The organism is Cupriavidus sp. KB_39, from assembly GCF_052114485.1.
Taxonomy (GTDB): Bacteria; Pseudomonadota; Gammaproteobacteria; order Burkholderiales; family Burkholderiaceae; genus Cupriavidus.
In genome coordinates this window covers 37,670-61,866 of record NZ_JBFREV010000031.1, presented here as the reverse complement: position 1 = coordinate 61,866, position 24,197 = coordinate 37,670, and the positions used below count along the sequence as shown (strand labels likewise).

General features: G+C 65.4%; 22 protein-coding genes and 1 tRNA gene. 12 read left to right on the top strand and 11 right to left on the bottom strand.

What is annotated here, in order from left to right; translation table 11 throughout:
- Positions 1-91: 91 nt before the first annotated feature.
- Entirely contained in the window at positions 92-1,135 is a 1,044-nt protein-coding gene (locus tag AB4Z27_RS21285) for a lytic transglycosylase domain-containing protein (RefSeq protein ID WP_149135414.1), read from the bottom strand.
- A gap of 643 nt (positions 1,136-1,778) precedes the next feature.
- Here AB4Z27_RS21285 and ubiD point away from each other — a divergent pair.
- Complete coding sequence (gene ubiD, locus AB4Z27_RS21280) at positions 1,779-3,329, top strand: 4-hydroxy-3-polyprenylbenzoate decarboxylase (protein WP_441645195.1); 1,551 nt, start codon at positions 1,779-1,781, stop codon at positions 3,327-3,329.
- A 120-nt stretch (positions 3,330-3,449) separates the two neighbouring features.
- Positions 3,450-5,450 (top strand): acetoacetate--CoA ligase, encoded by a 2,001-nt coding sequence (locus AB4Z27_RS21275; RefSeq protein ID WP_441645194.1) that lies wholly within the window; start codon positions 3,450-3,452, stop codon positions 5,448-5,450.
- A 24-nt stretch (positions 5,451-5,474) separates the two neighbouring features.
- On the opposite strand, the gene AB4Z27_RS21270 is transcribed toward AB4Z27_RS21275, so the two are convergent.
- Positions 5,475-6,131: a glutathione S-transferase family protein gene (locus tag AB4Z27_RS21270; RefSeq protein WP_092290555.1), complete on the bottom strand. Its 657-nt coding sequence runs from the start codon at positions 6,129-6,131 to the stop codon at positions 5,475-5,477.
- Positions 6,132-6,430: 299 nt separating this feature from the next.
- Here AB4Z27_RS21270 and AB4Z27_RS21265 point away from each other — a divergent pair, with 299 nt between their 5' ends.
- Together AB4Z27_RS21265 and AB4Z27_RS21260 are read left to right on the top strand one after the other, a co-directional pair.
- Positions 6,431-7,645: a polyhydroxyalkanoate depolymerase gene (locus AB4Z27_RS21265; protein ID WP_092290557.1), complete on the top strand. Its 1,215-nt coding sequence runs from the start codon at positions 6,431-6,433 to the stop codon at positions 7,643-7,645.
- A 214-nt stretch (positions 7,646-7,859) separates the two neighbouring features.
- A complete protein-coding gene (locus AB4Z27_RS21260; protein WP_092290559.1) occupies positions 7,860-8,753 on the top strand; it encodes an aldose epimerase family protein in 894 nt (297 codons plus the stop codon).
- Between the two features lie 13 nt (positions 8,754-8,766).
- Here AB4Z27_RS21260 and AB4Z27_RS21255 read toward each other — a convergent pair whose 3' ends face one another.
- On the bottom strand, positions 8,767-9,195 hold the full coding sequence (locus AB4Z27_RS21255; RefSeq protein WP_441645193.1) for a DUF5594 family protein: 429 nt from the start codon (positions 9,193-9,195) through the stop codon (positions 8,767-8,769).
- Positions 9,196-9,432: 237 nt separating this feature from the next.
- On the opposite strand from AB4Z27_RS21255, the gene AB4Z27_RS21250 reads away from it, so the two are divergent.
- The 4 genes from AB4Z27_RS21250 (at position 9,433) to trmB (ending at position 12,172) form a co-directional block, all read left to right on the top strand.
- Positions 9,433-9,816, top strand: coding sequence for a hypothetical protein (locus tag AB4Z27_RS21250; RefSeq protein WP_441645192.1), 384 nt, complete (start codon positions 9,433-9,435; stop codon positions 9,814-9,816).
- Between the two features lie 92 nt (positions 9,817-9,908).
- On the top strand, positions 9,909-11,051 hold the full coding sequence (locus AB4Z27_RS21245; RefSeq protein ID WP_441645191.1) for an acyltransferase family protein: 1,143 nt from the start codon (positions 9,909-9,911) through the stop codon (positions 11,049-11,051).
- 202 nt (positions 11,052-11,253) lie between these two features.
- Positions 11,254-11,328: transfer RNA gene (locus AB4Z27_RS21240), tRNA-Gly, on the top strand.
- Between the two features lie 76 nt (positions 11,329-11,404).
- Positions 11,405-12,172 carry a tRNA (guanosine(46)-N7)-methyltransferase TrmB gene (gene trmB / locus AB4Z27_RS21235; protein WP_092290563.1) on the top strand — a complete coding sequence of 256 codons (768 nt, stop codon included), beginning with the start codon at positions 11,405-11,407 and terminating at the stop codon, positions 12,170-12,172.
- Between the two features lie 74 nt (positions 12,173-12,246).
- On the opposite strand, the gene AB4Z27_RS21230 is transcribed toward trmB, so the two are convergent.
- From AB4Z27_RS21230 to AB4Z27_RS21220, 3 genes are all read right to left on the bottom strand, one after another.
- Positions 12,247-13,128, bottom strand: a complete 882-nt coding sequence (locus AB4Z27_RS21230) for an undecaprenyl-diphosphate phosphatase (protein ID WP_441590643.1) — start codon at positions 13,126-13,128, stop codon at positions 12,247-12,249.
- Between the two features lie 80 nt (positions 13,129-13,208).
- Positions 13,209-13,778, bottom strand: a complete 570-nt coding sequence (locus AB4Z27_RS21225) for a DUF1439 domain-containing protein (RefSeq protein ID WP_092290567.1) — start codon at positions 13,776-13,778, stop codon at positions 13,209-13,211.
- 39 nt (positions 13,779-13,817) lie between these two features.
- Positions 13,818-14,105 carry a YkgJ family cysteine cluster protein gene (locus tag AB4Z27_RS21220; RefSeq protein ID WP_441590645.1) on the bottom strand — a complete coding sequence of 96 codons (288 nt, stop codon included), beginning with the start codon at positions 14,103-14,105 and terminating at the stop codon, positions 13,818-13,820.
- A gap of 248 nt (positions 14,106-14,353) precedes the next feature.
- Between AB4Z27_RS21220 and AB4Z27_RS21215 the strand changes: the two genes are divergently transcribed.
- From AB4Z27_RS21215 to AB4Z27_RS21200, 4 genes are all read left to right on the top strand, one after another.
- The gene (locus AB4Z27_RS21215) at positions 14,354-15,112 is read left to right on the top strand and encodes a TetR/AcrR family transcriptional regulator (protein ID WP_441645190.1); all 759 of its coding nucleotides are present in this window, start codon (positions 14,354-14,356) and stop codon (positions 15,110-15,112) included.
- A gap of 136 nt (positions 15,113-15,248) precedes the next feature.
- The gene (locus AB4Z27_RS21210; RefSeq protein ID WP_092290573.1) at positions 15,249-15,902 is read left to right on the top strand and encodes a protein-L-isoaspartate O-methyltransferase family protein; all 654 of its coding nucleotides are present in this window, start codon (positions 15,249-15,251) and stop codon (positions 15,900-15,902) included.
- 16 nt (positions 15,903-15,918) lie between these two features.
- A complete protein-coding gene (locus tag AB4Z27_RS21205; RefSeq protein WP_092290575.1) occupies positions 15,919-16,242 on the top strand; it encodes a rhodanese-like domain-containing protein in 324 nt (107 codons plus the stop codon).
- A 136-nt stretch (positions 16,243-16,378) separates the two neighbouring features.
- Positions 16,379-17,830: a TolC family outer membrane protein gene (locus AB4Z27_RS21200; RefSeq protein WP_441645189.1), complete on the top strand. Its 1,452-nt coding sequence runs from the start codon at positions 16,379-16,381 to the stop codon at positions 17,828-17,830.
- Between the two features lie 13 nt (positions 17,831-17,843).
- On the opposite strand, the gene AB4Z27_RS21195 is transcribed toward AB4Z27_RS21200, so the two are convergent.
- The 5 genes from AB4Z27_RS21195 to AB4Z27_RS21175 all read right to left on the bottom strand — a co-directional run bounded on the left by AB4Z27_RS21195 (position 17,844) and on the right by AB4Z27_RS21175 (position 23,893).
- Entirely contained in the window at positions 17,844-19,151 is a 1,308-nt protein-coding gene (locus AB4Z27_RS21195; protein WP_441645188.1) for an O-antigen ligase family protein, read from the bottom strand.
- 87 nt (positions 19,152-19,238) lie between these two features.
- Positions 19,239-20,036: a DUF4377 domain-containing protein gene (locus tag AB4Z27_RS21190; RefSeq protein ID WP_441645206.1), complete on the bottom strand. Its 798-nt coding sequence runs from the start codon at positions 20,034-20,036 to the stop codon at positions 19,239-19,241.
- A 116-nt stretch (positions 20,037-20,152) separates the two neighbouring features.
- The gene (gene waaA / locus AB4Z27_RS21185; protein WP_441645187.1) at positions 20,153-21,427 is read right to left on the bottom strand and encodes a lipid IV(A) 3-deoxy-D-manno-octulosonic acid transferase; all 1,275 of its coding nucleotides are present in this window, start codon (positions 21,425-21,427) and stop codon (positions 20,153-20,155) included.
- Positions 21,427-22,527 carry a lipopolysaccharide heptosyltransferase I gene (gene waaC, locus AB4Z27_RS21180; RefSeq protein WP_441645186.1) on the bottom strand — a complete coding sequence of 367 codons (1,101 nt, stop codon included), beginning with the start codon at positions 22,525-22,527 and terminating at the stop codon, positions 21,427-21,429. Before waaC ends, waaA begins: the two co-directional genes overlap by 1 nt.
- Entirely contained in the window at positions 22,508-23,893 is a 1,386-nt protein-coding gene (locus AB4Z27_RS21175) for a phosphomannomutase/phosphoglucomutase (protein ID WP_441645185.1), read from the bottom strand. Before AB4Z27_RS21175 ends, waaC begins: the two co-directional genes overlap by 20 nt.
- Between the last annotated feature and the right edge of the window lie 304 nt (positions 23,894-24,197).

The window sequence follows — 24,197 nt, the reverse complement described above, 5'->3', positions numbered from 1 at the left end:
GGATCCGGGCCGGCCATCGCTATCTATATAGATACAGCGCAAACGAAAAGAGCACCCCGAGGGGTGCTCTTTTTCTTCCGCAGCCTGACGATCAGGCCGCCTGGGCCGTGGCCGTGGCCGCTTCCAGCTTTTCAGCCGTCGTCGGCTTGGCGTCGACCGGCTTCGCGTCGTTGGCGGGCAGGCCCAGCAACTGGCGCAGGCGGGCGCGCTCGGCCAGCACCTTGGCGCCGTAGCCGCCATCGGTGTTGGTCGTGGCGGCACCCACGTAGTACTTCAGGCCGCCTTCCAGCGAACCGGCACGGGCGATGCAATCCTTCAGCACCAGCGCGCCGATCTTGATGTTGGCGTACGGGTTCAGCGCGGCGGACACACCGCCCACGGCTTCGTACTTGTCCTGGTGGACCTTCGTCATGACCTGCATCAGGCCCTGCGCACCCACGCCGCTTTCGGCGTACGGGTTGAAGCTGGACTCGATGGCGATCACGCCGAGGATCAGCAGCGGGTCGATGCCGACCTCGCGGCCCGTCATGTACGCRGCCTTCACCAGTTGCCCGGTGGCCTGCGCCGCCACGCGGTACTTGCGGGCGATGTAGTCCGCCACGGCCGCCTGCTCACGTGCGGAGCCGAGCGCCGTCGTGTTGCGGGCGTCCAGCGCCACGCGCTGCACCGGGATCTGCGCGGCCAGGTGCGCCACCGACGGGACCTTGCCCGCGGCCGACACACTCCACTCGTCCACGCCAGACACCGTCGGCAAGCCGTTGGTGGCATGCGCCAGACGCGCGGCGGCCACGTCGGCCGAGACCGGCGGCACGCCAGTGCTGGCATGGGCCGTGGTAGCCGGCAGGGCGGCGCCGAGCAGTACCGTGGGTGCTTCCTTGCCCGCCAGCGCGCCAGCGAGCGACGTCCGCCATTGCTGGCTGACCGTCAAGGTGACTGCTGCGGCCACAGAAAGCACGCCCAGGCTGTTCAGGGTGTACTTCAAGGTGGTACGGCTGCCGCGCAGCAAGGCGCGACCTGCCACCGGGTGGGCCAGGCGCATTTGCAGCGCGCGGTTCACACCGGGAACCGGTTGTCTGAAGCGGACCTGCAACGCCCGCCCGACACCGGGAAGATGAAGGGTTTTCCAACCGCTCATACTTACCTCCATCCGCTGCCCGCTGCGCGCGTGCCAATTGCCACGCGTGCCCGATCTCAACGTACTCAAGTAAGGATGCTGCGCCACCTAGCAGGGGTGTCCAGCACCTGTTGGCGGGCGCTCCCCATGCGCCCAACGAGAAACAGGGTACGCTCTTGGGGAAACGCACCCTGCCACTAAAAGACTCTCACGCTCCGGCATCCCGCCGGAGGACCCCGCCGCGCACGCTTGCTACACGTATCGCGATCAAGATCAAAGGAGGTGTGGTCACGCTGGCTTTTTTAAAGAGCGCCTCTTGACAGAAGCCTCAAGCCATGTTGCGGCGCAACACCCCACAGAGCAGACCGGATTGTAGGAACCCTTTTATAACCCGTCAAGCATAACGAATGCACAAGTCACTACTTTTAGAAATATGTAACGGCGTTATTTAAGCGGCGGCTACATCACCCGGAGGCTCGGGATCGTAGGACTGGCCTAGGGTTACCCTTCCTTTGAGGACCGGTCTACACCGCAAAAAATTTACATTTCTCGTACGCTTCCGACACGATTTTTTTGCACCGCCGGACGCTGATGTGTATCGTCACACACCTCGCCAGGGAACGCCATGGATTGGCGCAGCGCGGCAACCTTCACAGATTTCACTATGCAATACAAAGACTTGCGCGATTTCATCGGCCAACTGGAGCAGCTTGGCGAGCTGAAACGGATCGCCACGCCGGTCTCGCCCAATCTCGAAATGACGGAGATTTGCGACCGCCTGCTGCGCGCGGAAGGTCCCGCCGTGCTCTTCGAGAAACCGAGCGTGCAATCTCGGAACGATGCAGGCGCGGGCCATGACGCTATCTATAAGGTGCCGGTGCTCGCCAATCTGTTCGGCACGACACGCAGGGTGGCGATGGGCATGGGCGCGAACTCACTCGAGGACTTGCGCGACATCGGCCGCGTGCTCTCGGCGCTCAAGGAGCCCGAGCCGCCGCGCGGCCTGCGCGAGGCCGGCAAGCTGTTCACGCTGGCCAAGTCCGTGTGGGACATGGCGCCGAAGCGTGTGAGCAGCCCGGCCTGCCAGGAGATCGTCTGGGAAGGCAACGACGTCGACCTGGGCCGCCTGCCGATCCAGACCTGCTGGCCCGGCGACGCCGCCCCGCTGATCACCTGGGGCCTGGTGGTCACCAAGGGCCCGCACAAGAAGCGCCAGAACCTGGGCATCTACCGCCAGCAGGTCATCAGCCGCAAYCAGGTGATCATGCGCTGGCTGGCGCATCGCGGCGGCGCGCTGGACTTCCGSGAGCACGCGCTGGCCAACCCCRGCAAGCCCTTCCCGATCGCCGTGGCGCTGGGCGCCGACCCGGCCACCATCCTCGGCGCCGTGACGCCGGTGCCCGACACGCTCTCCGAATACCAGTTCGCCGGCCTGCTGCGCGGCAGCCGCACCGCGCTGGCCGGCTGCCTGACGCCGACCTTGTCCGAATTGTCCGTGCCGGCCTCGGCAGAGATCATCCTCGAAGGCCACATCCAGCCCGATCCGGCCCACCCGTCCGGCTACCAGCATGCGCTGGAGGGGCCCTACGGCGACCACACCGGCTACTACAACGAGCAGGACTGGTTCCCGGTCTTCACGATCGACCGCATCACCATGCGGCGCGACCCGATCTACCACTCCACCTACACCGGCAAGCCGCCCGATGAGCCCGCCGTGCTGGGCGTGGCGCTGAACGAGGTCTTCGTGCCGCTGCTCCAGAAGCAGTTCCCGGAAATCACCGACTTCTACCTGCCGCCCGAGGGGTGCAGCTACCGCATGGCGGTGGTGCGCATGAAGAAGCAGTACGCCGGCCATGCCAAACGGGTGATGTTCGGGGTCTGGAGCTTCCTGCGCCAGTTCATGTATACGAAGTTCATCGTCGTGGTCGATGACGATGTGGACGTGCGCGACTGGAAGGAGGTCATCTGGGCCATCACCACCCGGGTCGATCCGAGCCGCGACACGGTGATGGTCGAGAACACGCCCATCGACTATCTCGACTTCGCCTCGCCGGTCTCCGGCCTGGGCTCGAAGATGGGCATCGACGCCACCGACAAGTGGCCCGGCGAAACCACACGCGAATGGGGCCGGACCATCTCGATGGATCCCGCCGTCAAGGCGCGCGTGGACGAAATGTGGGGCACGCTGTTCGAATCGGGGGGCGCCGCCAGGTGATCTCGGAGACGGTTATCATGTGACCTCGCATCGCGCCGCGCCGGCTTCTGTCRACGCACCAGCGCCAAACCCGCGGCGCACCCCAACCCCCCGCGCAGACGGGTCGAGGAGGAGACAGGCATGACCGTGGCATCCCGAAAGCTGATGTGGACGCCGTCCGCCAACTTTGCCGAGAGCAGCCAGCTGGCCGCTTTCATCACATGGCTGCGCCGCGAGCGCGGCCTCGCCTTCGATGACTACGACAGCCTCTGGCGCTGGTCGGTCACCGACATCGAGGCGTTCTGGGACGCCATCCGCGTCTACTTCGACGTCCATTTCGATACCCCCGCCGAGCGYGTGCTGGACCGCCGCACCATGCCCGGTGCGCGCTGGTTCGAAGGCGCCACGCTCAATTACGTCCAGCAGGTCTTCCGCCACGCCGGCACCGGYGAGGCGCGCCAGCGCCCGGCCATCCGCCATGCCGGCGAAGCCCAGCCGCTGGCCGATGTGARCTGGGATGCCCTGGAAGCCCAGGTSGCCTCSCTCGCCCATGCCCTGCGCGCGATGGGCGTGACGCCGGGCGACCGCGTGGCCGGCTACCTGCCCAACGTGCCGGCGACGATCGTCGCCTTCCTGGCCACGGCCAGCGTGGGCGCGGTCTGGTCCGGCTGCGCGCCGGACATGGGCCAGGTGGCCGTGATCGACCGCTTCCGCCAGATCGCCCCCAAGGTGCTGATTGCCGTCGACGGCTACCACTACGGCGGCAAGACCTACGACCGCGCGCCGGTGATCGCCGATCTGGTCGCCGCCCTGCCCTCGCTGACCGACCTCGTGCTGATTCCGGCCATCGGCAGTGAGATCGACACCGCCGGCCCGGTCCGCCGCCACGACTGGGCGGACGTGCTGGCGCACGMGGTGCCGCTSCGGATCGAGCCGGTGCCGTTCGACCATCCGCTCTGGATCGTCTACTCGTCCGGCACCACCGGCATGCCCAAGCCGATCGTCCATGGCCACGGCGGCATCGTCATCGAGCAGCTCAAGCTCCTGGCGTTCCACAACAACCTCGGCCCGGACGACGTCTTCCACTGGTACAGCAGCAGCGGCTGGATCATGTGGAACGCGCAGGTGGGCGGCCTGCTGCTCGGCACCACCGTGGCGCTCTACGACGGCAACCCCGCCTGGCCGGACGCCGGCGTGCTGTGGCGTTTCGTCGATGACGCGCGCGTGACGATGTTCGGCGCCGGCGCCGCGTTTTTCACCAACTGCATGAAAGCCGGGCTGGAGCCGGCCGCCTTTGCCGATGTGTCCCGGCTGCGCGGGCTGGGCTCCACCGGCTCGCCGCTGCCCGAAGAGGCCTATGCGTGGATTTATCGCCACGTGCGTGCCGACATCTGGCTCGCGCCGATGTCCGGCGGCACCGACTTCGCCGGCTCGTTCGTGGCGGGCTGTCCGCTGCTACCGGTGTACGCGGGCGAGATGCAGTGCCGCTGCCTGGGCGCCAAGGTGGAAGCCTTCGACGAAGAAGGCCGGGCGGTGATCGACGAGGTGGGCGAGCTGGTCTGTACCGAGCCGATGCCGTCGATGCCGCTCTACCTCTGGGGCGATGCCGACGGCAAGCGCTACCGCGACAGCTACTTCGACACCTATCCGAACGCCTGGCGCCACGGCGACTGGATCCGCATCACGCCGCGCGGGGGCGCCATCATCTACGGCCGCTCGGACGCCACGATCAACCGGCATGGCATCCGCATGGGCACCAGCGAGCTGTACCGCGTGGTGGAGGAACTGCCTGAGGTGCTCGACAGCATGGTGGTCGACCTCGAATACCTGGGCCGCGAGTCGTACATGCCGCTCTTCGTCGTGCTGCGCGAGGGGAGTGTGCTCGATGAGGCGCTGCGCGATACCCTGCGCGCGCGGATTCGCGCCGGGCTGTCATCGCGYCATGTGCCGAATGACATCGTGCAGGTGCCCGGCGTGCCGCGCACGCTGTCCGGCAAGAAGATGGAGGTGCCGATCAAGAAGCTGCTGCTCGGCCATCCGCCGGAGCAGATTGCCAACCGCGACGCGATGGCCAATCCGGACTGCCTGGATTGGTACTTTGCCTACGCGGCCACCTATCTGGCGAGGACGGCGGCCGCCTAGGTCTAGGGGAAGGATCRGARAGGRTCAGAATTCGACRTCGAGTTCGCTGATCTCGTCGGGCTCCTCGCGCGCGGCGCTGATCCACTCCTGCATCTCGGGCATGGCGAGGATGGCCTTGCAGTAGGCCACCGGCTCAGGATCGAGCATCACGCCGTAGGTGACGAAGCGCGTGACCACGGGCGCGTACATCGCGTCCGCCATCGTGCGGCGCTCGCCGAACAGGAATGGGCCGCCGTAGCGGGTCAGGCACTCGGTCCAGATCGCGACGATCCGGTCGATGTCGGCCTGGGCGCGCGACCAGACCTTGAGCCCGGGGAAATGCCCCTTGAGGTTCATCGGCAAGGCGGCGCGCATCGCCGCGAAACCGGAATGCATCTCGCCGCAGATGGCGCGGCAGTGGGCGCGCGCGACGAGATCGTCGGGCAATAGTCCCGCCTTGGGACGAATCTCATTGAGGTATTCGGCGATCGCCAGCGTGTCCCACACCGTCACGCCCTGATGGCGCAGGCAGGGTACGAGGATCGACGGCGACAGCAGCAGGATTTCGGCACGCGCCGCCGGATCTTCGGGCGACACCAGTACTTCCTCGAACTCCAGGCCCGCGAACCGGGCCAGCAGCCAGCCGCGCAGCGACCAGGACGAATAGGTCTTGCTGCTGATGGTCAGCGTGGTCTTCGCCATCATGCCTCCTCGGCCCCCCGGGGCCAGTGCGCGATGCATCGTTTGCAGTATCGGTGGCGGATGCCGCATCGCCAAGCACCCGCGCGGTGCGCGGCCCGGCACCAGTCCGAGGCCGTATCCCGCCACCGGATGTGGCGCATGGCCTGCGGAAGCGCCCCTTGCCGCACTCCCTCCTTCCTGCTTGTCATGCCACTCGCCACGCGCAAGCGGCGTGCCAAGTTCAATTATCGGTGGCATATATATTGCGGCGCACTACGCTTACATCAGGCGAGGCGCCATGCCGCGGAGGAAAACGAGCAATGCTCTATCAGGCCTACCAGACCTACGCGGACATGATGCAGCCGGCCTGCTCYCTGGCCGATATCGCTGCCACGTTGATCGCCGGCTATCCGGGCGCCGACGAATGCGAACCATTGAGATCCGTCCGCGCCGCCTGCGAGGTGCTGGCGCTGGCCCGCCTGACCCACTACCGGCCGCCATTCGCCATCCATAGCGTGCGCGTGAATGGCGGCGAGGTACCGGTGGTCGAGGAAATCGTCACGCGCACGCCGTTTTGCACCCTGCTGCGTTTCCGCCGCGAAGGCGCACCCGCGCAGCCGCGCGTGCTGCTGGTGGCGCCGATGTCCGGCCACTTCGCCACGCTGCTGCGCGGCACGGTGGAAACCATGCTCCGCGACCATGACGTCTACATTACGGACTGGCACAACCCGCGCGACGTCCCGGTGCTGTACGGACGGTTTGGCTTCGATGAATACGTGCAGCACCTGATCACCTTCCTGCACGCGCTSGGCGGCCATACCCACCTGATGGCCGTGTGCCAGCCCACCGTGGCAGCGCTGGCTGCGGTGGCGCTGATGGCCGAGGACGGCGACCCGGCGCAGCCGCCAAGCCTGACGCTGATGGCCGGCCCGATCGACGCGCGCGTGAATCCGACCAAGGTCAACGAGTTGGCCATGAGCCGGCCCATCGAATGGTTCGAATCGACGCTGATCGGCTACGTGCCGTGGCGCTTTCCGGGCGCCACGCGCCGCGTGTATCCGGGCTTCGTGCAGTTGATCGCATTCATGAGCATGAACCGGGAGCGCCACGAGCAGGCCCTGCGCGATCTCTACGACCTGCGCGCACGCGGCGAGCACGACAAGGCCGATGCCATCCAGACCTTCTACGCCGAGTACTTCGCCACGATGGACCTCACGGCCGAGTTCTACCTTGAGACCGTGAGCCTCGTATTCCAGCGATTTCTGCTCGCACAGGGCCTGCTCGACGTGGCCGGCCGGCGCGTGGCCACGCAGGCCATCCGCCGCACCGCGCTACTCACCGTGGAGGGCGAGCGCGACGACATCTGCGCCATCGGCCAGACCATGGCGGCGCAGGAGTTGTGCACGAACGTGCGGCCCTACATGCGGATGCATCACATCCAGACCGGCGTGGGCCACTACGGCGTGTTCAACGGCAAGCACTGGGAGTCGCAGGTCTATCCGCTGGTGCGCGAGACGATCCACATGGCCGATTAGCGAATGCCGAATCGCRAGAATGCCGTGCGTAGCATCGGCAATGCCGAGATCGCGGTAGARGAAGRAATCTCTCAAACYCTGGTCGACAACMGCCGTGTCGCGCGGGCGCACATGAGAAAAGTCTGTGGGGGACGATGYGGGCCRCCCCAAAGGGATACCGGCGGGAAGTTGCGATACCCTCGGGGTTTTCCGAATTTCTGCGGGAGGCAGGCGCATGGCGCAGGTCGGCATGGAACGTTTTCAAGGGCAGGATCTGGTGCGCATTGGCACGGGTGACAACTACCTGCTGCTGGCGCCGGCGCATGGCGGCCGGCTGGTGCGATGGGTCCATCGCGGCCAGGACATCCTTTACTGGCCAGACGATGCCGACTGGTCCCGCGTGGCCAAGGTGCGCGGCGGCAACCCGCTGCTGTTCCCATTCATCGGCCGGCATTTYGTCGACGGCGAACCRGGGAAATGGCGCGATACCGACGGCGTGGTGCGCGAGCTTCCGCAGCACGGCTTTGCCCGCGACATGGCGTTCGAGGTATCGGATTTCTCCGAGTCTGCGGTGAGCATGACGCTGACATCGTCCGAGGCGACGCAGGCGGGCTATCCGTTCGCCTTTGTCTTCACGGCCACCTACCGGCTCGTGCCCGAAGGGCTGGAGGTCGAGCTAGAAGTCAGGAACACGGGCTCGGCGCCGCTGCCGTGGTACGCCGGCCATCATTTCTACTTCGCGCTGCCTCACACGCAGCGATCGGCAACCCGCCTGTCCCTGCCGCCCGCAGACCGCGTGCGACAGACCCCGGACGGCGGCCTGACCGGCGCCGAACCGGGCGAGCGCACCTATCGACTGGATGACGCCCGGCTGCAGGACACCTTCCACATCCTGCGCGGGCCGGGCACGTTGCGGCTGCAAATGCCGGCGCGCGAGATCGACTTCGTTCTCAACGTCCCGGGGCGCGCGCCATGGCACGCGATCACGACGTGGTCCGAGCGAGAAGATTCTGACTTTTACTGCGTGGAGCCGTGGCTGGGGTTGCCCAACGCGATCGGGCATGGAGAGGGGCTGCGGTGGCTGGCGCCAGGCAAGGCCGAATCGGCCGTCTGCCGGCTGGTCATCTGAGCCCCCGCGCGGGCTAGCGAACCAGATGCTCGAAATCGAGCCCGCCGATCAAGACCGCCGGATCGGCCTGGGTGCGGGTGTTCAGATCGAGCTGGCGGGCATCCTGCCAGGCATCGAGCTTGGCAGGCAGCGCCTCCAGGTAGGCGGCAAAGCGCGTTTCGCCGCCGATCTCGAACAGCCGCTCCACCTCGTAGCCATCCCATGACAGCGTGATGTCCAGCGGATGCGCATAGCGCCCGCCGCCGGCCCGCGCGGCCCCGGAGACCCGCAGGCAGGCCGGCAGATGCGGGCGATCGGCGGGCCGTACCTCGGTCTGAAGCGTGCCGCGAGACAACGCGTGAATGCGCGCGATGATGCGCGGCAGGAATTCGGCATTGAAGCGCTGGGCGGGGGCGAGGTGCACGGCGGATGCGGAGGGATTGAAGTGGACACTATTGTCCATCGGATTTTCGGCAGGCGGCGTCAATAGCTCTGCGGGCAAATTGGAGTCACAGTGATGAATTCGTCACCCACACTCTTTGGATTACCGATGGTTGAGCTTTGCGGTATCCTCGCCGGTTAGGCTTGAAATTGCGTGCTACCTTCCTCCATAGAAGTGGGACAGCAGGCGTGTCTCTTCTAGACAGCCCGGGGGAAAGTAAAGCCAAGGAACAGTCGCAGCAAAGCGGAGATTTACAGAATGGGCGTCATCGCCATGGCGGGAGCAGTTTTTTATTTTTGGAGATTCGTAAGCCAACGGGCCGCAGTCATGCTAATAGCATTCCTCGCCTTTGGTTTTTTCGCGTACTGGACCAATGACAGTGGCAGGCGCTGCGACGGCAAGACTTGGTTCTGCGACCTAGTGCCAGAGAGTGCCAAGGCGGTGGCGGTCCCCCCCCAAGAACCTGAGCCATGCCCTGTAGAAGAGCCCATCACCGCCCGAGTATTCCAGAGCGACGCCGCGAATGCTGAACTCCATCGGCTGATTCAGGATGGCGTTTGTCAGCAGAAGGCAATAGACCGAATTGCGAGAGGCTGGCGGGCGCCATACGACCCAGAGTACGAATCCTTGTTCCGCAAGTGACTTTCCTGGCTGACTTGATGAGCGGAGGCCGGCATCAGATACGTATTAGCTTTGACATATAATCCGGGACTCAAGAAAAACGGAGCTACTGGATGGGATTTTTCCGTCTACTACTCGCTATCGCTGTAGTTGTCGCGCATTCTTCGCCACTTTTCGGGTGGGAATTTACCGGGGGCGCCGTTGCAGTCCAGGCGTTTTATATCGTCTCCGGTTTCTATATTTCGCTTATCCTGAACGAGAAATACGGACCTGGATTGACGGGCACGAAGCTCTTCTATTCAAATCGTTTCTTGAGAATCTATCCGATTTACTGGACAATTCTTGCGGCCTCGATCGCGCTCTCGCTCCTGGAGCAGTCGCACCCCAACGCCCATACGATCGGAACCCTTCGTAATTTCAGCCGATATTTCGATGATCTCGGTTTCGCTAGCAAACTCTATTTGCTGGTCACTAACATCTCGCTGATCGGAATGGATTGGGGTTTCTTCCTCAGGTTCGATGGACCGCAGATTGCGGCGACTACCAGTTTCCTGAGCTTTCACCCGCGAGCCTTCGAACTTGCTTTCGTTCCTCAGGCATGGACGCTTGGCATCGAGATCGCCGTCTACCTGATTGCGCCCTTCATTTTCCGGCGCAAACTTGCGGTCCTCGTTGCAGTCGCAGCGGCGAGTACTGCTGCCAGGGCGTACGCCTTCAACAATGGGCTCGCGGAAGACCCTTGGACCTATCGATTCCTACCCTTTGAGTTGGGCCTCTTTATTCTCGGCTCCATTGCCTACCGCGCGTACAAGGAGGTCAGCTTTCTTAGGCGCAGATTGGTCGGGTGGCTGTGCCTAACTACTGTGCTGGCCTTAACCGTCTACTATCCCAATCTTTCGACTGCGGCCTCAGTTATTCCGGGCTTCTATACCGGTCAACTTCTTTACCTGCTCGCAGTGTTTATCAGCATTCCGGCAATATTCCATTTATCGAAGTCGAGTCGAGTGGACAGATGGATCGGAGAGTTATCTTACCCGGTATATTTGAGCCAGATGATGGTCATACCGTTGTGTAGTGGAGCTTTTGGACCGGGCAACATCTACCCCGTAATTGGCTCTATTGCAATATCGGTGCTGGTCGTTTTGGTCATTGATAGGCCTATCGAGAAATTTCGCCAGGCAAGAGTCAAAAAGGCCGGGATCGCACCCACGGGGACCCAGTTAGGCCCGGGCAGACCTCAGCGGGTTCGCAGTTGACCCCGTCGAAGCAGATGGGGCGCATTCAGCGCCCGTCTGCTTATAGGGCGGGCCACGTAGTGACCATGCAATGGCGCGGTGAAGTGCCGGCCAAAACACTCTCGGTTTTTGCTGCCCGAGTGAGCGCGTGGACACCACCAAAGAACAATCGAAGAGGGTGCTGCGCTGAGAGTCGTGCTAGAATCCGGCCCCTGTAGCCATAGCGGGCGTCGTATAATGGCCATTACCTTAGCTTCCCAAGCTAAAGACGTGGGTTCGATTCCCATCGCCCGCTCCACCCCTGATTGAACAAGCCGCCTCTGGCACCCGGTCGATAGTCCGATCGGCACTCCGCCCGGCGGCTTTTTGTTGCCATGCTCCCCCAAGACGCCAGTACCGAACCGAAGCCGGCCGACGACGCCGAGGCCACGTCAGATGCCCCGCGCCAACCCGGCGATGACGTTGCGCATCCACGCCGCATCCGCTCGTTCGTGCGGCGCGCCGGGCGCACCTCCACCGGGCAGCAGCGCGCCATCGACGACCTTGGCCCGCGCTTCATCGTGCCCTATGCGCCCACGCCGCTCGACTGGACGGCCACCTTCGGCCGTTCGGGCCCGGCCATCCTCGAGATCGGCTTCGGCATGGGCGAGACCACCGCGCATATCGCCCAGTTGCGTCCGCAGGACAACTTCCTGGGCTGCGAGGTGCACGAGCCCGGCGTTGGCGCCCTGCTGAAGCTGGCCGGTGAGCGCGGCATTGAGAATGTTCGCATCATGCGACACGATGCGGTCGAGGTCATCGCACACATGCTGACTGAGAATTGTCTCGATGGCGTGCATATCTTCTTCCCCGACCCCTGGCACAAGAAGAAGCACAACAAGCGCCGGCTGGTGCAGCCGCCGCTGGTCAAGCTGCTGGCCAGCCGCCTGAAGCCCGGTGGTTATCTCCACTGCGCCACGGACTGGGAGGAGTATGCCTACCAGATGGTGGAAGTACTGTCGGGCGAACCGGCCCTGGAAAATACCTCGCAGGCCGAGGGCGGTTTTGCCGAGCGGCCCGATTACCGGCCCGTGACCAAATTCGAGAAGCGCGGCGTCCGGCTCGGACACGGCGTCTGGGACGTGGTGTTCCGCAAGCGTTGATCGCTGGGGCACCAGCAGAAACAAAAAAGGCGTGGCCGATAGAGACCACGCCTTTTTTATTTGCTCCGCTTACCTCAAGCGTGCCAGGACACCATCCCGGTCCACGCCGTGGCCAGCACGATAATCCCGAAGACAATCCGGTACCACGCGAATGGCTTGAAATCGTGCGTGGCGACGAAACGCAACAGCCAGCGCACGCACAGGAACGCCGACAGGAACGCGAAGACAAAGCCGATGCCGAAAATCCCCAGGTCGTCGGCGGAGAGCAGCGCGCGCGCCTTGTACAGCTCGTAGACCGTGGCGCCGAAAATCACCGGAATGGCCAGGAAGAACGAGAACTCGGTCGCCACCTGGCGCGACAGGCCAAACAGCATGCCGCCGATAATCGTAGCGCCGGAGCGGGACGTGCCGGGCACCAGCGCGCAGCACTGCGCCAGGCCGACCTTCAGCGCGTCGCGCCAGTTCAGGTCATCCACCGATTCGATGCGCGGCGCCCCGGCCTTGGCTGCTTCCAGCAGCGCATTGCCCTGCGGATGCGAAACCGTACCCCGGCGTGCGTCGCGCCATTCGGCGAGCAAAATCACCACGCCGCCGACGATAAACGCCATGGCCACGCTCATCGGATTGAACAAATGGGCCTTGATCCACTTGCCGAARATCAGYGCCAGCACGATGGCCGGCACGCTGGCCACAATGACGTTGATCGCAAACCGCTGGGCTTTCGGATCGGAACCGAGGCCGCTGACCACCGCACCAATCCTGCGCCGGAATTCCCAGCACACCGCCAGAATCGCACCGAACTGAATCACGATTTCGAAGATCTTGCCCTTCTCGTCGTTGAAATCGAGCAACTGGCCGGCAAGAATCAGGTGGCCGGTACTGGAGATGGGGAGAAACTCGGTCAGTCCTTCGACGATGCCGAGGATCACGGCTTTCAGGGCAAGTGCGATATCCATGCGGATTCAGGAGAGGTCAGGCGCGGTTCGGTCCGCGCGGGGATGCGCGAACCCTCGGCATTATTATTGGGAAACCGTGTTTACGGACGATTAATCTTGACGTTGATGCCGTCCGGCAGGACCGTGATTGTACCGGGCTCCGCCGGCGCGCCAGCCAGCCGCAACTGCTCCGGCTTGAACGTATACAGCGGGTAGCCCTGCAACAGCTGCTCGGACAGGATCCCGCCCAGCGCATTGAGCTGACGCGAGAACTGTGCCGGCATGCCCTGCACGTCGAACTGGCGCACCTCGGGGTCCTGTAGCACCAGCGAGTGTGACGGCGGGTCGTAGCGCAACGCGCTGTCCAGCGCGAAACGGCCGGTCAGCGGCTGGCGGAAGAACAGCCGGTTGTCGATGGTGGCGTCGAACTGCACGGTCACGCGGTTGCGCGTGGGGTCCAGCGCCAACTGCGGGTTGGCGAGCTGGATATCGAACAACTCCATATAGCGCTTGTTGAACGGGAACTTGCGTTCAAGCGCCGACTGRAGCTGGCTTTGCGAGAACGTGTATTCGTTCATGAACCCGCTGCAGGCCGCCAGCCAGGCGGTGGCGGCAGTTGCCGTGGCGATGCCTGCGGCCGCCAGCCAGCGCCGGCGTGTCATCGCGATCATCGTAGAACCTCCAAAAGACGGGCTGCGGCCTGATGCCAGTCAGGCGGCAACGGTGGATGGCGCGGTCAGCACCTCGAGCCGGGTCAGCCAGTGGAGCGCCGCCTCGCGGGAGTTGCCACACATCTCGGCCGAAGGGCGCAGCCCGCCGCAGAACGCCGGGCGCTCCGACTGGCCGAACACCGCGCAGCGCATGTCGGGCAGCAACTGCGCGCAGGGCTGCCCCGCCGGCTTGCCGTGCGGCATGCCCGGCAGGGGCGACGTGATGGACGGCGCGATGCAGCAGGCGCCGCAACCATCGCGGCAGGAAAAGTCAGACTGGCAGGCCATGCTCAAGGTTCAGGCGCAGATGTCGTCATGCAAGACATCGGGAAAGGTACGCGAAAGGCGTCATTCTGCCTGAGCCGTCCCGTCCAACCTGCAACAAAGCGCAACCTGCGCCGGATGCGTCACAATGCGGGATGGTGCTGGCTTGACCGCTCAAGACCGCTCCTCTACATTACTGACCCACAAGTTATTTAATTTCGATGCGGCGCCGCCACGCGGACGTGCGCCGCCGTCTCGCGTATCCCTGCCCTGTGACCGAACTCTCGCCCAAGAAAGATCCCGACGCGCGCCGGTGGCACCGGCGCAAGGCCGCGCGCCCGCAGGAGCTGGTGGCGGCCGCGCTGGAATTGTTCGTGGAGCGCGGCTACGCCGCGACCCGGCTCGAGGACGTTGCCGCCGCCGCAGGTGTCTCGAAAGGCACTGTTTACCTGTAYTTCGCGAACAAGGAAGAGCTGTTCAAGACCGTCGTGCGCGAGAACATGGTGCCGGCGCTGGCCCGGGGAATCGATCTGGTCGAGACCTACGAAGGGTCCACGCCCGAACTGTTGCGCGAGCTGCTGCTGGGCTGGTGGGGCCTGATCGGCGCCACGCGCGCCGCCGGGCTGACCAAGCTGATCATGGCCGAATCGGGCAATTTCCCGGACATCGCCCAGTTTTACCAGGACGAAGTGATGGGCCCCGGCGACGAGTTGTTCGCCCGTGTRCTGGCCCGGGGCGCGGCGCGCGGGGAGTTCCGTGAGACCCCGGCAAACCCCGCCACCACGCTGATCTGCGCCCCGCTGGTCTTCCTGATGCTGTGGCAGCGCGCGTTCAGCCAGGTGGCGGTGCAGGAGATCGATCCGGCGGCGTTCGTGGACCAGTTGATCCAGATGCTGCTGTTCGGCCTGACCACGGGCSCGGCCCGGGACACGCCGCTGCCGGCGAAGTCCGGCCCCTGGGTCTGGGAACAGATCCGGGATGAAATGTTGGCCGCCCAGGCGGCCGAGCGGGCTGGCGGCGAGGACAGCTGAGCGCCGGYCCTGTGCCAACGCGCAACAACTGGCCCCGCGCAAGTCGTTGCCAATAATCTGTAAACATCCTGCGGCAGTCCGCAGGGGTAAAATGGCGGGCTCTCCGCAAGCACTGGAATTGGAAGGAAAAGGCAAGATGGATCTCGAAAAAGCCCGCTTCAACATGATCGAACAGCAAATTCGTCCGTGGGACGTGCTGGACCAGGAAATCCTGGACCTGCTGGCCGTGGTCAAGCGCGAGCAGTTCGTGCCGCAGGCATACGCCGCGCTGGCTTTCGTCGACATGGAGATCCCGCTGCCGGCCGGCCAGAACATGCTGGCCCCGCGCGTGGAAGCCCGTCTGCTGCAGGACCTGAACGTGCGCAAGCATGAGAATGTTCTGGAAATCGGCGCCGGCTCCGGCTACATGGCCGCCCTGCTGGCCAACCGCGCCCGCCACGTGCTGACCGTGGAAATCGTGCCCGAGCTGGCCGAACTGGCCCGGCAGAACCTGGCCGCCGCCGGCGTGAGCAACGCCGAAGTGGCCGAAGGCAATGGCGCSGAGGGCTGGGCTGCCGCCGCGCCGTACGATGTGATCTGCGTGTCGGGCTCGGTGCCCGAGATTCCGCAGGCGCTGCTGTCGCAGGTCAAGGTGGGCGGCCGCATCGCGGTCATCGTCGGTGACGCGCCGGTGATGGAAGCGCGCATCATCACGCGCACCTCGGAATCCGGCTACCAGTCGGTGAACCTGTTCGAGACGCTGGTCAAGCCGCTGCAAGGCGCTGCCCAGCCGTCGCGGTTCCAGTTCTGAGCCGCCGGGAGCCGCCATGCAGGTCATTACTGCCCCCGAACTCGCGCAATGGCTGGCTGACGCCGGCCGCGCCAAGCCGGTGCTGCTCGATGTGCGCGAGGATCTCGAGATCCGCACCGCCGCGATGCCCGGCATCACCCACATCCCGATGGGCCAGATCCCGGCCCGCCTCGGCGAACTCGACGATGAAGCGCAGATCGTCTGCATCTGCCACCACGGTGCGCGCAGCATGCAGGTGGCCAGCTTCCTGGAGCGCCAGGGCTACGCCAACGTCTACAACCTGACTGGCGGCATCCACGCGTGGTCCACGCAGGTGGACCCGTCCGTTCCGCAGTATTGAGGGAGGCGGCCCGGGCGATGTCCGGGCCCCGCCGTCACGCTGAATCCCGAAGTCCCGAAGTCGCTCGCCTCAGCAGTATCACCCGTAGACCAACAAGAACGATGGCCGCGCGCGCGCTGGCCGAGCTGGAGATGTCATGAGTTTCGCGCTTCTCGCCGTGCCCGGTGCAGCCAGGAAACCCCTGGCGCTCGCCGTGTCCCTGCTGGCCCTGCTGCATGTTCCGGCCGCTGCGGGGGCGGACCTGCTCCAGGTCTACCGCGATGCGCAAGCCAATGACGCCCAGTTCGCGAGCGCCCGCTCACAACTGCTGGCCACGCGCGAGCGCCTGCCCCARGCACGCGCCGGCCTGCTGCCGCAGGTGCTTGGCACGGCGGGCGTGCAGCGCACCATGGCCGACTACAGCTCGCCCGTGGACGTCACGCGCTACTTCAACGCCAACACCTGGGCGCTGCAACTGACGCAGCCGCTGTTCCGCTGGGATCGCTGGGAAACGTACAAGCAGGGCGAACTGGCCACGCTGGCCGGCGAAGTCACGTTCCAGCAGGCGCAGCTCGACCTGATCACGCGGGCCTCCCAGGCCTATTTCGACGTGCTGGCCGCGCAGGACAACCTGTACCTGGCCGGCGCCCAGAAGAAGGCCATCGGCGAGCAGCTCGAGCAGGCCAAGCGCAATTTCGAGGTGGGCACGGCCACCATTACCGATGCCAACGACGCCCAGGCGCGGTACGACCTGGCCACGGCCACCGAGATTTCGGCCCGAAGCGCGCTCGAAGTGGCACGCGCGTCGTTGCAGCAGATCACTGGCAAGCCGGTCGACGAATTGATGGGGCTGCGCGCCGAGGCCGCCATTCCGGGCCCGATGCCCGCCGACGTGAACGCCTGGGCCGCGCAGGCGGAGCAGACCAATCTTCAGGTCGGCGTTGCCGGCTACAACCTCGAGACCGCCCAGCGGGAATCGAACAAGGCCCGGGCCGGCCACCTGCCGTCCGTCGACCTCGTCGCCTCGTACGGCTATACCAATGCGCAGGGCACGGCGACCCAGCTCAGCAATGTCGGCAGCCGCTACAACTCGGGCGTGGTGGGCGTGCAACTGAGCATTCCGATCTACGCCGGCGGACAGATCCAGTCGCGCGTGCGGGAGACGCTGGCGCTGGCCGACAAGGCCGCCAGCGACCTCGAATTCGCGCGCCGCACGGCTGCGCAGACTGCGCGGCAGACGTACTCGGGGGTGTCCAACGGGCTGGCGCAGGTCAAGGCGCTCGAAGCGGCCGAACGCTCGGCACAGAGCGCGGTGGAATCGAACCAGTTGGGCTACGAGGTGGGTGTGCGCATCAATATCGATGTGCTGAATGCCGAGGCGCAGCTGTTCTCGACCCGCCGCGACCTGGCCAAGGCCCGCTACGACACGATCATGAACGGGCTGCGCCTGAAGGCGTCGACGGCAGTGCTCAGCGAGGAAGACGTCGTGCAGATCAATACGCTGCTGACGTCGGTGCCGGGCACGATGTACAAGCTGCCGGAGAAGGCGCGGGTGGGGTCGGCGCCGCTGCCATCTCCATTGCGCCGCGGTAGCCGGAACCCCTCCTGAAAATCAAAGACGCTCAGACACTGCTGGCACTCATCCGACGCGCGCCCGCCGATGGTAGCGTCGCCGGCGCGCTTTTGGCCGGAAGGGTGCGAGTGGCGTAGGCCTCACGTCCCGCCAACCCCAACAACAGGCCGATCAGACCAGCGTAGAAGACCACGTTGGCCTGGTGTGCCATCGTCACTTGGGTCAGCCCCGAGATCAGCGACGCCATCACTACGCCAAGGCAGGCGCACGCCAGACTCACGCCACGGTCGCTCTGGTTGGCACGGCAGCGTCGCAGCGTCGAGACTGCAATACCCGCCGGAACCAGAAAGAGTCCGAGGAACGTCACCAGCCCTGGCACGCCCGTGGTCGACGCCGCTTCGACCATATCATTATGTGCATGTTCGAGCACACAAACCATGGAGGGCTTGGTGCGGCCATCACAGTAGGGCGACGCACGCAGGACGCGCGCAAACTGGCCTATGCCGATACCCGTCCACGGATGGTCCTCGAAATAGGCTAGGCCGATTTCCCACATCTTGAGCCGTGCCCCGACCGACGACTCGGCGTTACCCTGCTCGAACTTGTGGATTTCGACGAACGCCTGGTCCACTCGCTTCGCCACGGGGCTATGCGGCACCAAGTATGAACCGGCCACCAGCCCCCCGATCGCCAACGTGGCGACGAGGAACATTCGCGCGCTGAAGCGCTGGTAGCGCACCAGCAGCAGCGGAAACAGGGTCACGAGCATCGCGATCATTGCCCCGCGCGTGCCGTTCATCATGAGGATGGACACCGCGCAGAAGACATTGAACCAGGCGGCGGCATGGTCTCGCCGGCTGTSTCCGGGCCGGGCAAACCCGACGAGCGCCAGCGCAGCCACCATGTTGGCGAACGCGATCGGCTGTACCCACGCCGAGGGGCGGGAGTCGGCCAGCCAGAAGTACTGGTACGCAATGATGAGCAGGGCCAGGAATAGCGCCACAGTAATGCCCTGCCAGAGCCGCTCCGGATTCGGCGCCACGCGGACGATGACCCAGCAGGTCAGCACCACGAGCAGCGCGCGCGATGGATTGTCGATCACGTTCCACGGCGTGTCGTGATAAATCTTCGAGGCGACGCATACTGCCATGAATGCCAGCACGGCAATTGCCAGCGGCCGCAGCACGGAAACATGGTCGCGCCAGGCACGGCCCATCTCCCGCCATCCAGCAAGGGCCAGCAGGCAGACGCCCCCCAGAAATACCCCGGCCCCGTGTGAAACGCACAGGATCAGGATAGGAAAGGCGAAGAGTAGGACGTCGGCGAGCGTGGACAGCCGATTCTTGCGATCAAGCATAAAAACCCTGCAATACGAGTCACCCGAGGTGGCTTGCGGGTCAGTCGCCCCCAAGCTTGGTCCGGCATTCTAATCGATCCGTATGGATCACCCCCCGCGCTTGCGCTCCTCCACGCTCAACAGCTGCCAGCGGATGGCCGACGCGTCGGCTGGCGGATTCGGCACCTGGTACTCGCGCACGCGCAGCTTGTAGCTCACGCCGGATTCGAAATCCAGGCCCTCGATCGGCCCGTACCAGAGCTGCCACGGGGCATCGGGCGATTCGCGCCAGCGGTAGCACTGCATGCGGCCCACGCCCGAGCACTCCACGCGCTGGGAGTCGATATAGACGATTTTCTCGTGCCCCGCGGCGGCGTCCGCCTTGGCGCCGCGCCGGCCCACGCCTTCCCGTTCGACGAATTGCAACAGATCGCCGTCAGCCGTCTTCCAGATGATCTGGCGCCCCGTGGCGCCGGCGGACGGCTGCGTGCCGACCGTCGTAAAGGGCGACTGCATGGCCTTCAGCAGCGCGCTCTCCACCTCCATCCGCAYGCCCGGGCAGGCCATACGCGTGCCGGCGATGCGGTCAAAGCGGATGCCGGCGCTGGTCTTGCCATAGCCGCCGGTGAAGCGGTTACAGCCGCTGGTGCCGCTCACGGTGCCTTGGGAGGCATCAATGCCGTCATTGAATTCGAAGATGACCGGCTGGCCGTTGTCGCCATGCGGAATGTCGCGGACTGTGCCATCGGCGTTCTGCCAGCGGATCAGTTCCCAGCGGCTCGGGCCGCCGGAGCGGGTCTCGTTAAGGCTGGCGCTGGCCGATGGCTGGTCGGGCGCCGGGCCGGTGGCGCAGCCCGCCACCGCCGCCACGGCGGCCAGCATCAATGTGGCGAAAACACCACGCATGGAGAAGGGATGTTGCATCGATCGAGCTCCTGGTTGCGCATGCCACGATAAAGAGGCGGATGTCGCACTTTTCCTCACTATGCAACCAGTGTAGACGCCCGCGTGGCGCCTGTATGTCAGCGCAACACTGGCGCGACGGATGCCAAAGTGCGCTGCGTGGCACCCCGATGCAGCCCGGCGAACGTCAGCGCATGGGCGCGCATGTCGGCCAGACGCACTTCATCGGCGAGCACGGCCGAGGCGGCGGCCATCAGGGCGTCGGCGTCGGCCACGCGCAGGCAGGCGCCGGCGGCGATGGCATCCTCGGTGGCCTGGGCGAAGTTGAACGTGTGCAGGCCCATCAGCACCGGCGTGCCGACGGCGCAGGACTCGATCAGATTCTGTCCGCCGAGCGGGATCAGGCTGCCGCCGATATAGGCGATATCCGAGRCGGCGTAGTACATCGCCATCTCGCCCATCGAGTCACCGAGCACGATGTCGGCGGTGATCGGCGTGTCCAGGGTTTCCACGTCCAACTGGCTGCGGCGCTGCACGCTGAAGCCGGCGCGTGTGGCCAGCGCCGCCACCTCGTCGAACCGTTGCGGATGGCGCGGTACCAGCAGCAGCGCGGGACGCGCCGCGCCGGGCCAGCGCGCGAAGGCCTCCAGGATCAGCGGCTCCTCCCCTTCACGCGTGCTCGCGGCGGCCAGCACGTGGCGGGCGCCGAACGCCCGGCGCAGGGTCTGGCCACGCGTGACGCCGGCCTCCGGCGGCTGCATGTCGAACTTGAGATTGCCGGTCACCTGCACGGCTTTCACGCCGAGCGCGCGATAGCGCTCGGCATCGCCAGCCGTCTGGGCCAGCACCGCCGTGAAATCGTTATATAGCGAGGCCGCCGCGCCGCCGAAGCGCGCCGTCCGTCGATAGCTGCGCGGCGACAGTCGGGCATTGACCAGGAACAGCGGCACACCCACCCGGCGCGTGACGTGGACCAGATTGGGCCAAACCTCGGTCTCCATGATCAGCCCTGCCTCGGGCCGGAAATACGCGAGGAAGCGGCGCACCAGCGCCGGCACGTCGTACGGCAGGTAGCACTGCTGCACGCGTGGGTTGTCGCCATAGAGCTGCTGGCCAGTCTGGCGGCCGGTCGGCGTCATATGGGTCAGCAAAATACGATGGCGGGGATACGCGGCCAGCAAGGCGTCGAGCAGCGGCTGCGCGGCGCGCGTCTCGCCGACCGACACCGCATGGACCCAGAGCCACGGCCCGTTGGCCGACAGCCCACCATATCGGCCAAGCCGCTCCCCGATGTGGCGGCGATAGCCAGGTTCCTTGCGCGACCGCCAGACCAGGCGCAGCAGCGCCAGTGGGAGGATCACCCCCCACAACAACGTGTAAACCAGACGAAGCATCAGGCAGGCACTCCGCGTACCCGCACGGCGGCGGCGTAGACCTCGTCGACGGACGGCACGATGCCGTCGTCGCCCACATTGGCGATGCGGTCGGACCAGTAGCCCTCGGTCTTCCAGCGCCAGGTGGCGGTGTAGATCTCGACAGTGGGCCGGCACAGCGCAGCGGCGATATGCACCAGGCCGGTGTCCACGCCGATGACCACTTCGGCCCGATTGATCAGGCCAAAGCCCTGCATGACCGAGAAGCGCGGCAGCACCTGCGCGCCGGGCATGCCGGCGGCGAGCGCCTCGGCATCGCGGCGTTCGGATTCGCTGCCCCAGGGCAGCAGCACGGTCAGGCCCTCGGCATGCAACTTCTGACCGAGGGCATGCCAGTTCGCCACGGGCCAGCGCTTCTTCGCGCCGGCCGTGGCATGGAAACAGACCGCGTACCGAGGCGGCAGCCCGGCCCAGAGCGGATCATCGACATGCAGCGAGGTCGCCGCAGGACCGAAGAAGCGCGGCGGCTCCGGTGGCGTGCCACCCGTGAGCGCGGCACCAAGCAGACGCGAGCGCCGCACCGAATGGGTCTGGCGCGGCACCTTGACTGGCGCGGTATAGAACAGGCGCGATGCCGGCTCGTAGCCGGAACCCTGCGTGGCATTGCCGAGCCCGATCACGGGCGCCCCGGCCGTGCGCGCGGCGGTGCGCGCCACGATGGCGGTCTTCAGCAGGCCCTGGGTCTCCAGCACCGCGTCATAGGGCCGCGCCCGGATCGCGTCGCGCAGCGCGCCGACTTCGGCCCAGGTATCGCCCTGCCAGAACCGCTTGCGCCAGCGCCGCAGCGCGAACGGAATCACGCGGTGGACGTCCGGCAGCAGCCGCACCAGATCGACATAGCCCTCTTCCACCACCCAGTCGATCTCGGCATCGGGCCAGCGCGCGCGCAGGTCGTGGATGAGGGGCATGTTGTGCACCACATCGCCCAGCGACGAGACCTTGACGACCAGGATGCGCGGCGGGGCCGGCAACGCGAACGGCGCGGCCACGGCGAGCGGCGCGGCCTGGTTCGACGTTGCGGCGCCGGCCGGCTGCCCCACTTCAGAACGGGAGCTTTGCATCCGGCTTCTCGGCCAGGATCACGCGCTTGAACTCGGCCTGGATGCGCGCCAGCGCGGCATCGTTATCGGCTTCGAAACGCATGACAACCACCGGCGTGGTGTTGGACGGACGCGCCAGGCCGAAGCCATCGGGGTACTCCACGCGCACGCCGTCGATCGTGATGACTTCGCGCGCGCCCTCGAACTTCGCATTGGCGCGGATCTTGTCGAGCAGCGTGAACGCCTCGCCTTCGGCACACTTCAGTTGCAATTCGGGCGTGCAGTTGGAGTTCGGCAGCGCGTTCAGCACGGCGCTCGGGTCGGCGTGGCGCGACAGGATTTCCAGCAGGCGCGCGCCCGTGTAGAGGCCATCGTCGAAACCGTACCAGCGGTCCTTGAAGAACACGTGGCCGCTCATCTCCCCGGCGATCGGCGCGCCGGTTTCCTTGAGCTTGGCCTTGACCAGCGAATGGCCGGTCTTCCACATCAGCGGCTCGCCGCCGTGGTCGCGAATCCATGGCGCCAGCTTGCCGGTGCACTTGACGTCGTAGATGACCTGCGCGCCCGGGTTGCGCGAGAGGATTTCCTCGGCGAACAGCATCAGCTGGCGGTCCGGAAAGATGACCTCGCCATCCTTGGTGACCACGCCGAGGCGATCGCCGTCGCCGTCGAAGGCGAGGCCCAGCTCGCAGTCGGTGTCGCGCAGGCACTGCATCAGATCCTGCAGGTTCTCGACGTGGGCCGGGTCCGGATGGTGGTTCGGGAAATGGCCGTCGACATCGCAAAACAGCTCGACGACCTCGCAGCCGAGCGCCCGGAACAGGTCGCCGACGAAGGCGCCAGCCACGCCGTTACCGGCGTCCAGGGCGATTTTCATCGGGCGGGCCAGCTTGACGTCGCTGACGATACGGTCGAGGTACTGTTGTCGGATATCGACTAGTTTGTATCCGCCACTGCCCTGCGTGTACTTGCCGGCCTCGATGCGCTGGTGCAGCGCCTGGATCTGGTCGCCGTAGATGGCCTTGCCACCGAGCACCATCTTGAAACCGTTGTAGTCGGGCGGATTGTGGCTGCCGGTGACCATGATGCCGGACCCGGCGCGGCGGCCCTCCAGCTCGATATTGGTGCCGAAGTAGACCATCGGGGTGGCGACCATGCCGAGGTCGATCACATCGACACCGGCAGCGCGCAGCCCTTCCACGAGTCCGCCGAGCAGATCCGGGCCGGACAAGCGCCCGTCACGGCCCACGACGACGGTTTTCTCGCCAAGTTCGACGGCGGCGGAGCCAAAGGACAGGCCGATCTGGCGGGCGACCTCGGGCGTCAACGTCTTGCCGACGATGCCGCGGATGTCATAGGCCTTGAAGATTGAGGGGTCAGTTTGCATGAGCGTTTCGATGGTTGAATGGGGAATTCTCTACGCGTCTCGGGATCGCTGACACGATGTCAAGGCAACATTGTGCCGGATTGCGGCGGCGCGGCAACTGGCCTCCAGAAACTTTGGGAGAGCCAAAACGCAATACCAATGTACGGCAGACCACACTGGCGATGCATTTTGATGCACTCCGGGCGGCATCGTGCATCGTCCCAGTTATAATCGTGCGCCTCCCTTGAGGAATCCGACGGTGTGCGCTTGCGCGCGCTACGCAAGCGTCGCGCAACCGCCACCCACTTGTGTACGTTCGTCCACT

Excerpts from the sequence above, each read along its gene's own strand:
- AB4Z27_RS21175 (WP_441645185.1), bottom strand. The coding sequence starts at position 23,893 with ATGCAAACTGACCCCTCAATCTTCAAGGCCTATGACATCCGCGGCATC.
- AB4Z27_RS21220 (WP_441590645.1), bottom strand. The coding sequence starts at position 14,105 with ATGGCCTGCCAGTCTGACTTTTCCTGCCGCGATGGTTGCGGCGCCTGC.
- AB4Z27_RS21205 (WP_092290575.1), top strand. The coding sequence starts at position 15,919 with ATGCAGGTCATTACTGCCCCCGAACTCGCGCAATGGCTGGCTGACGCC.
- AB4Z27_RS21255 (WP_441645193.1), bottom strand. The coding sequence starts at position 9,195 with ATGGACAATAGTGTCCACTTCAATCCCTCCGCATCCGCCGTGCACCTC.
- AB4Z27_RS21250 (WP_441645192.1), top strand. The coding sequence starts at position 9,433 with ATGGGCGTCATCGCCATGGCGGGAGCAGTTTTTTATTTTTGGAGATTC.
- trmB (WP_092290563.1), top strand. The coding sequence starts at position 11,405 with ATGCTCCCCCAAGACGCCAGTACCGAACCGAAGCCGGCCGACGACGCC.
- waaC (WP_441645186.1), bottom strand. The coding sequence starts at position 22,527 with ATGCAAAGCTCCCGTTCTGAAGTGGGGCAGCCGGCCGGCGCCGCAACG.
- AB4Z27_RS21245 (WP_441645191.1), top strand. The coding sequence starts at position 9,909 with ATGGGATTTTTCCGTCTACTACTCGCTATCGCTGTAGTTGTCGCGCAT.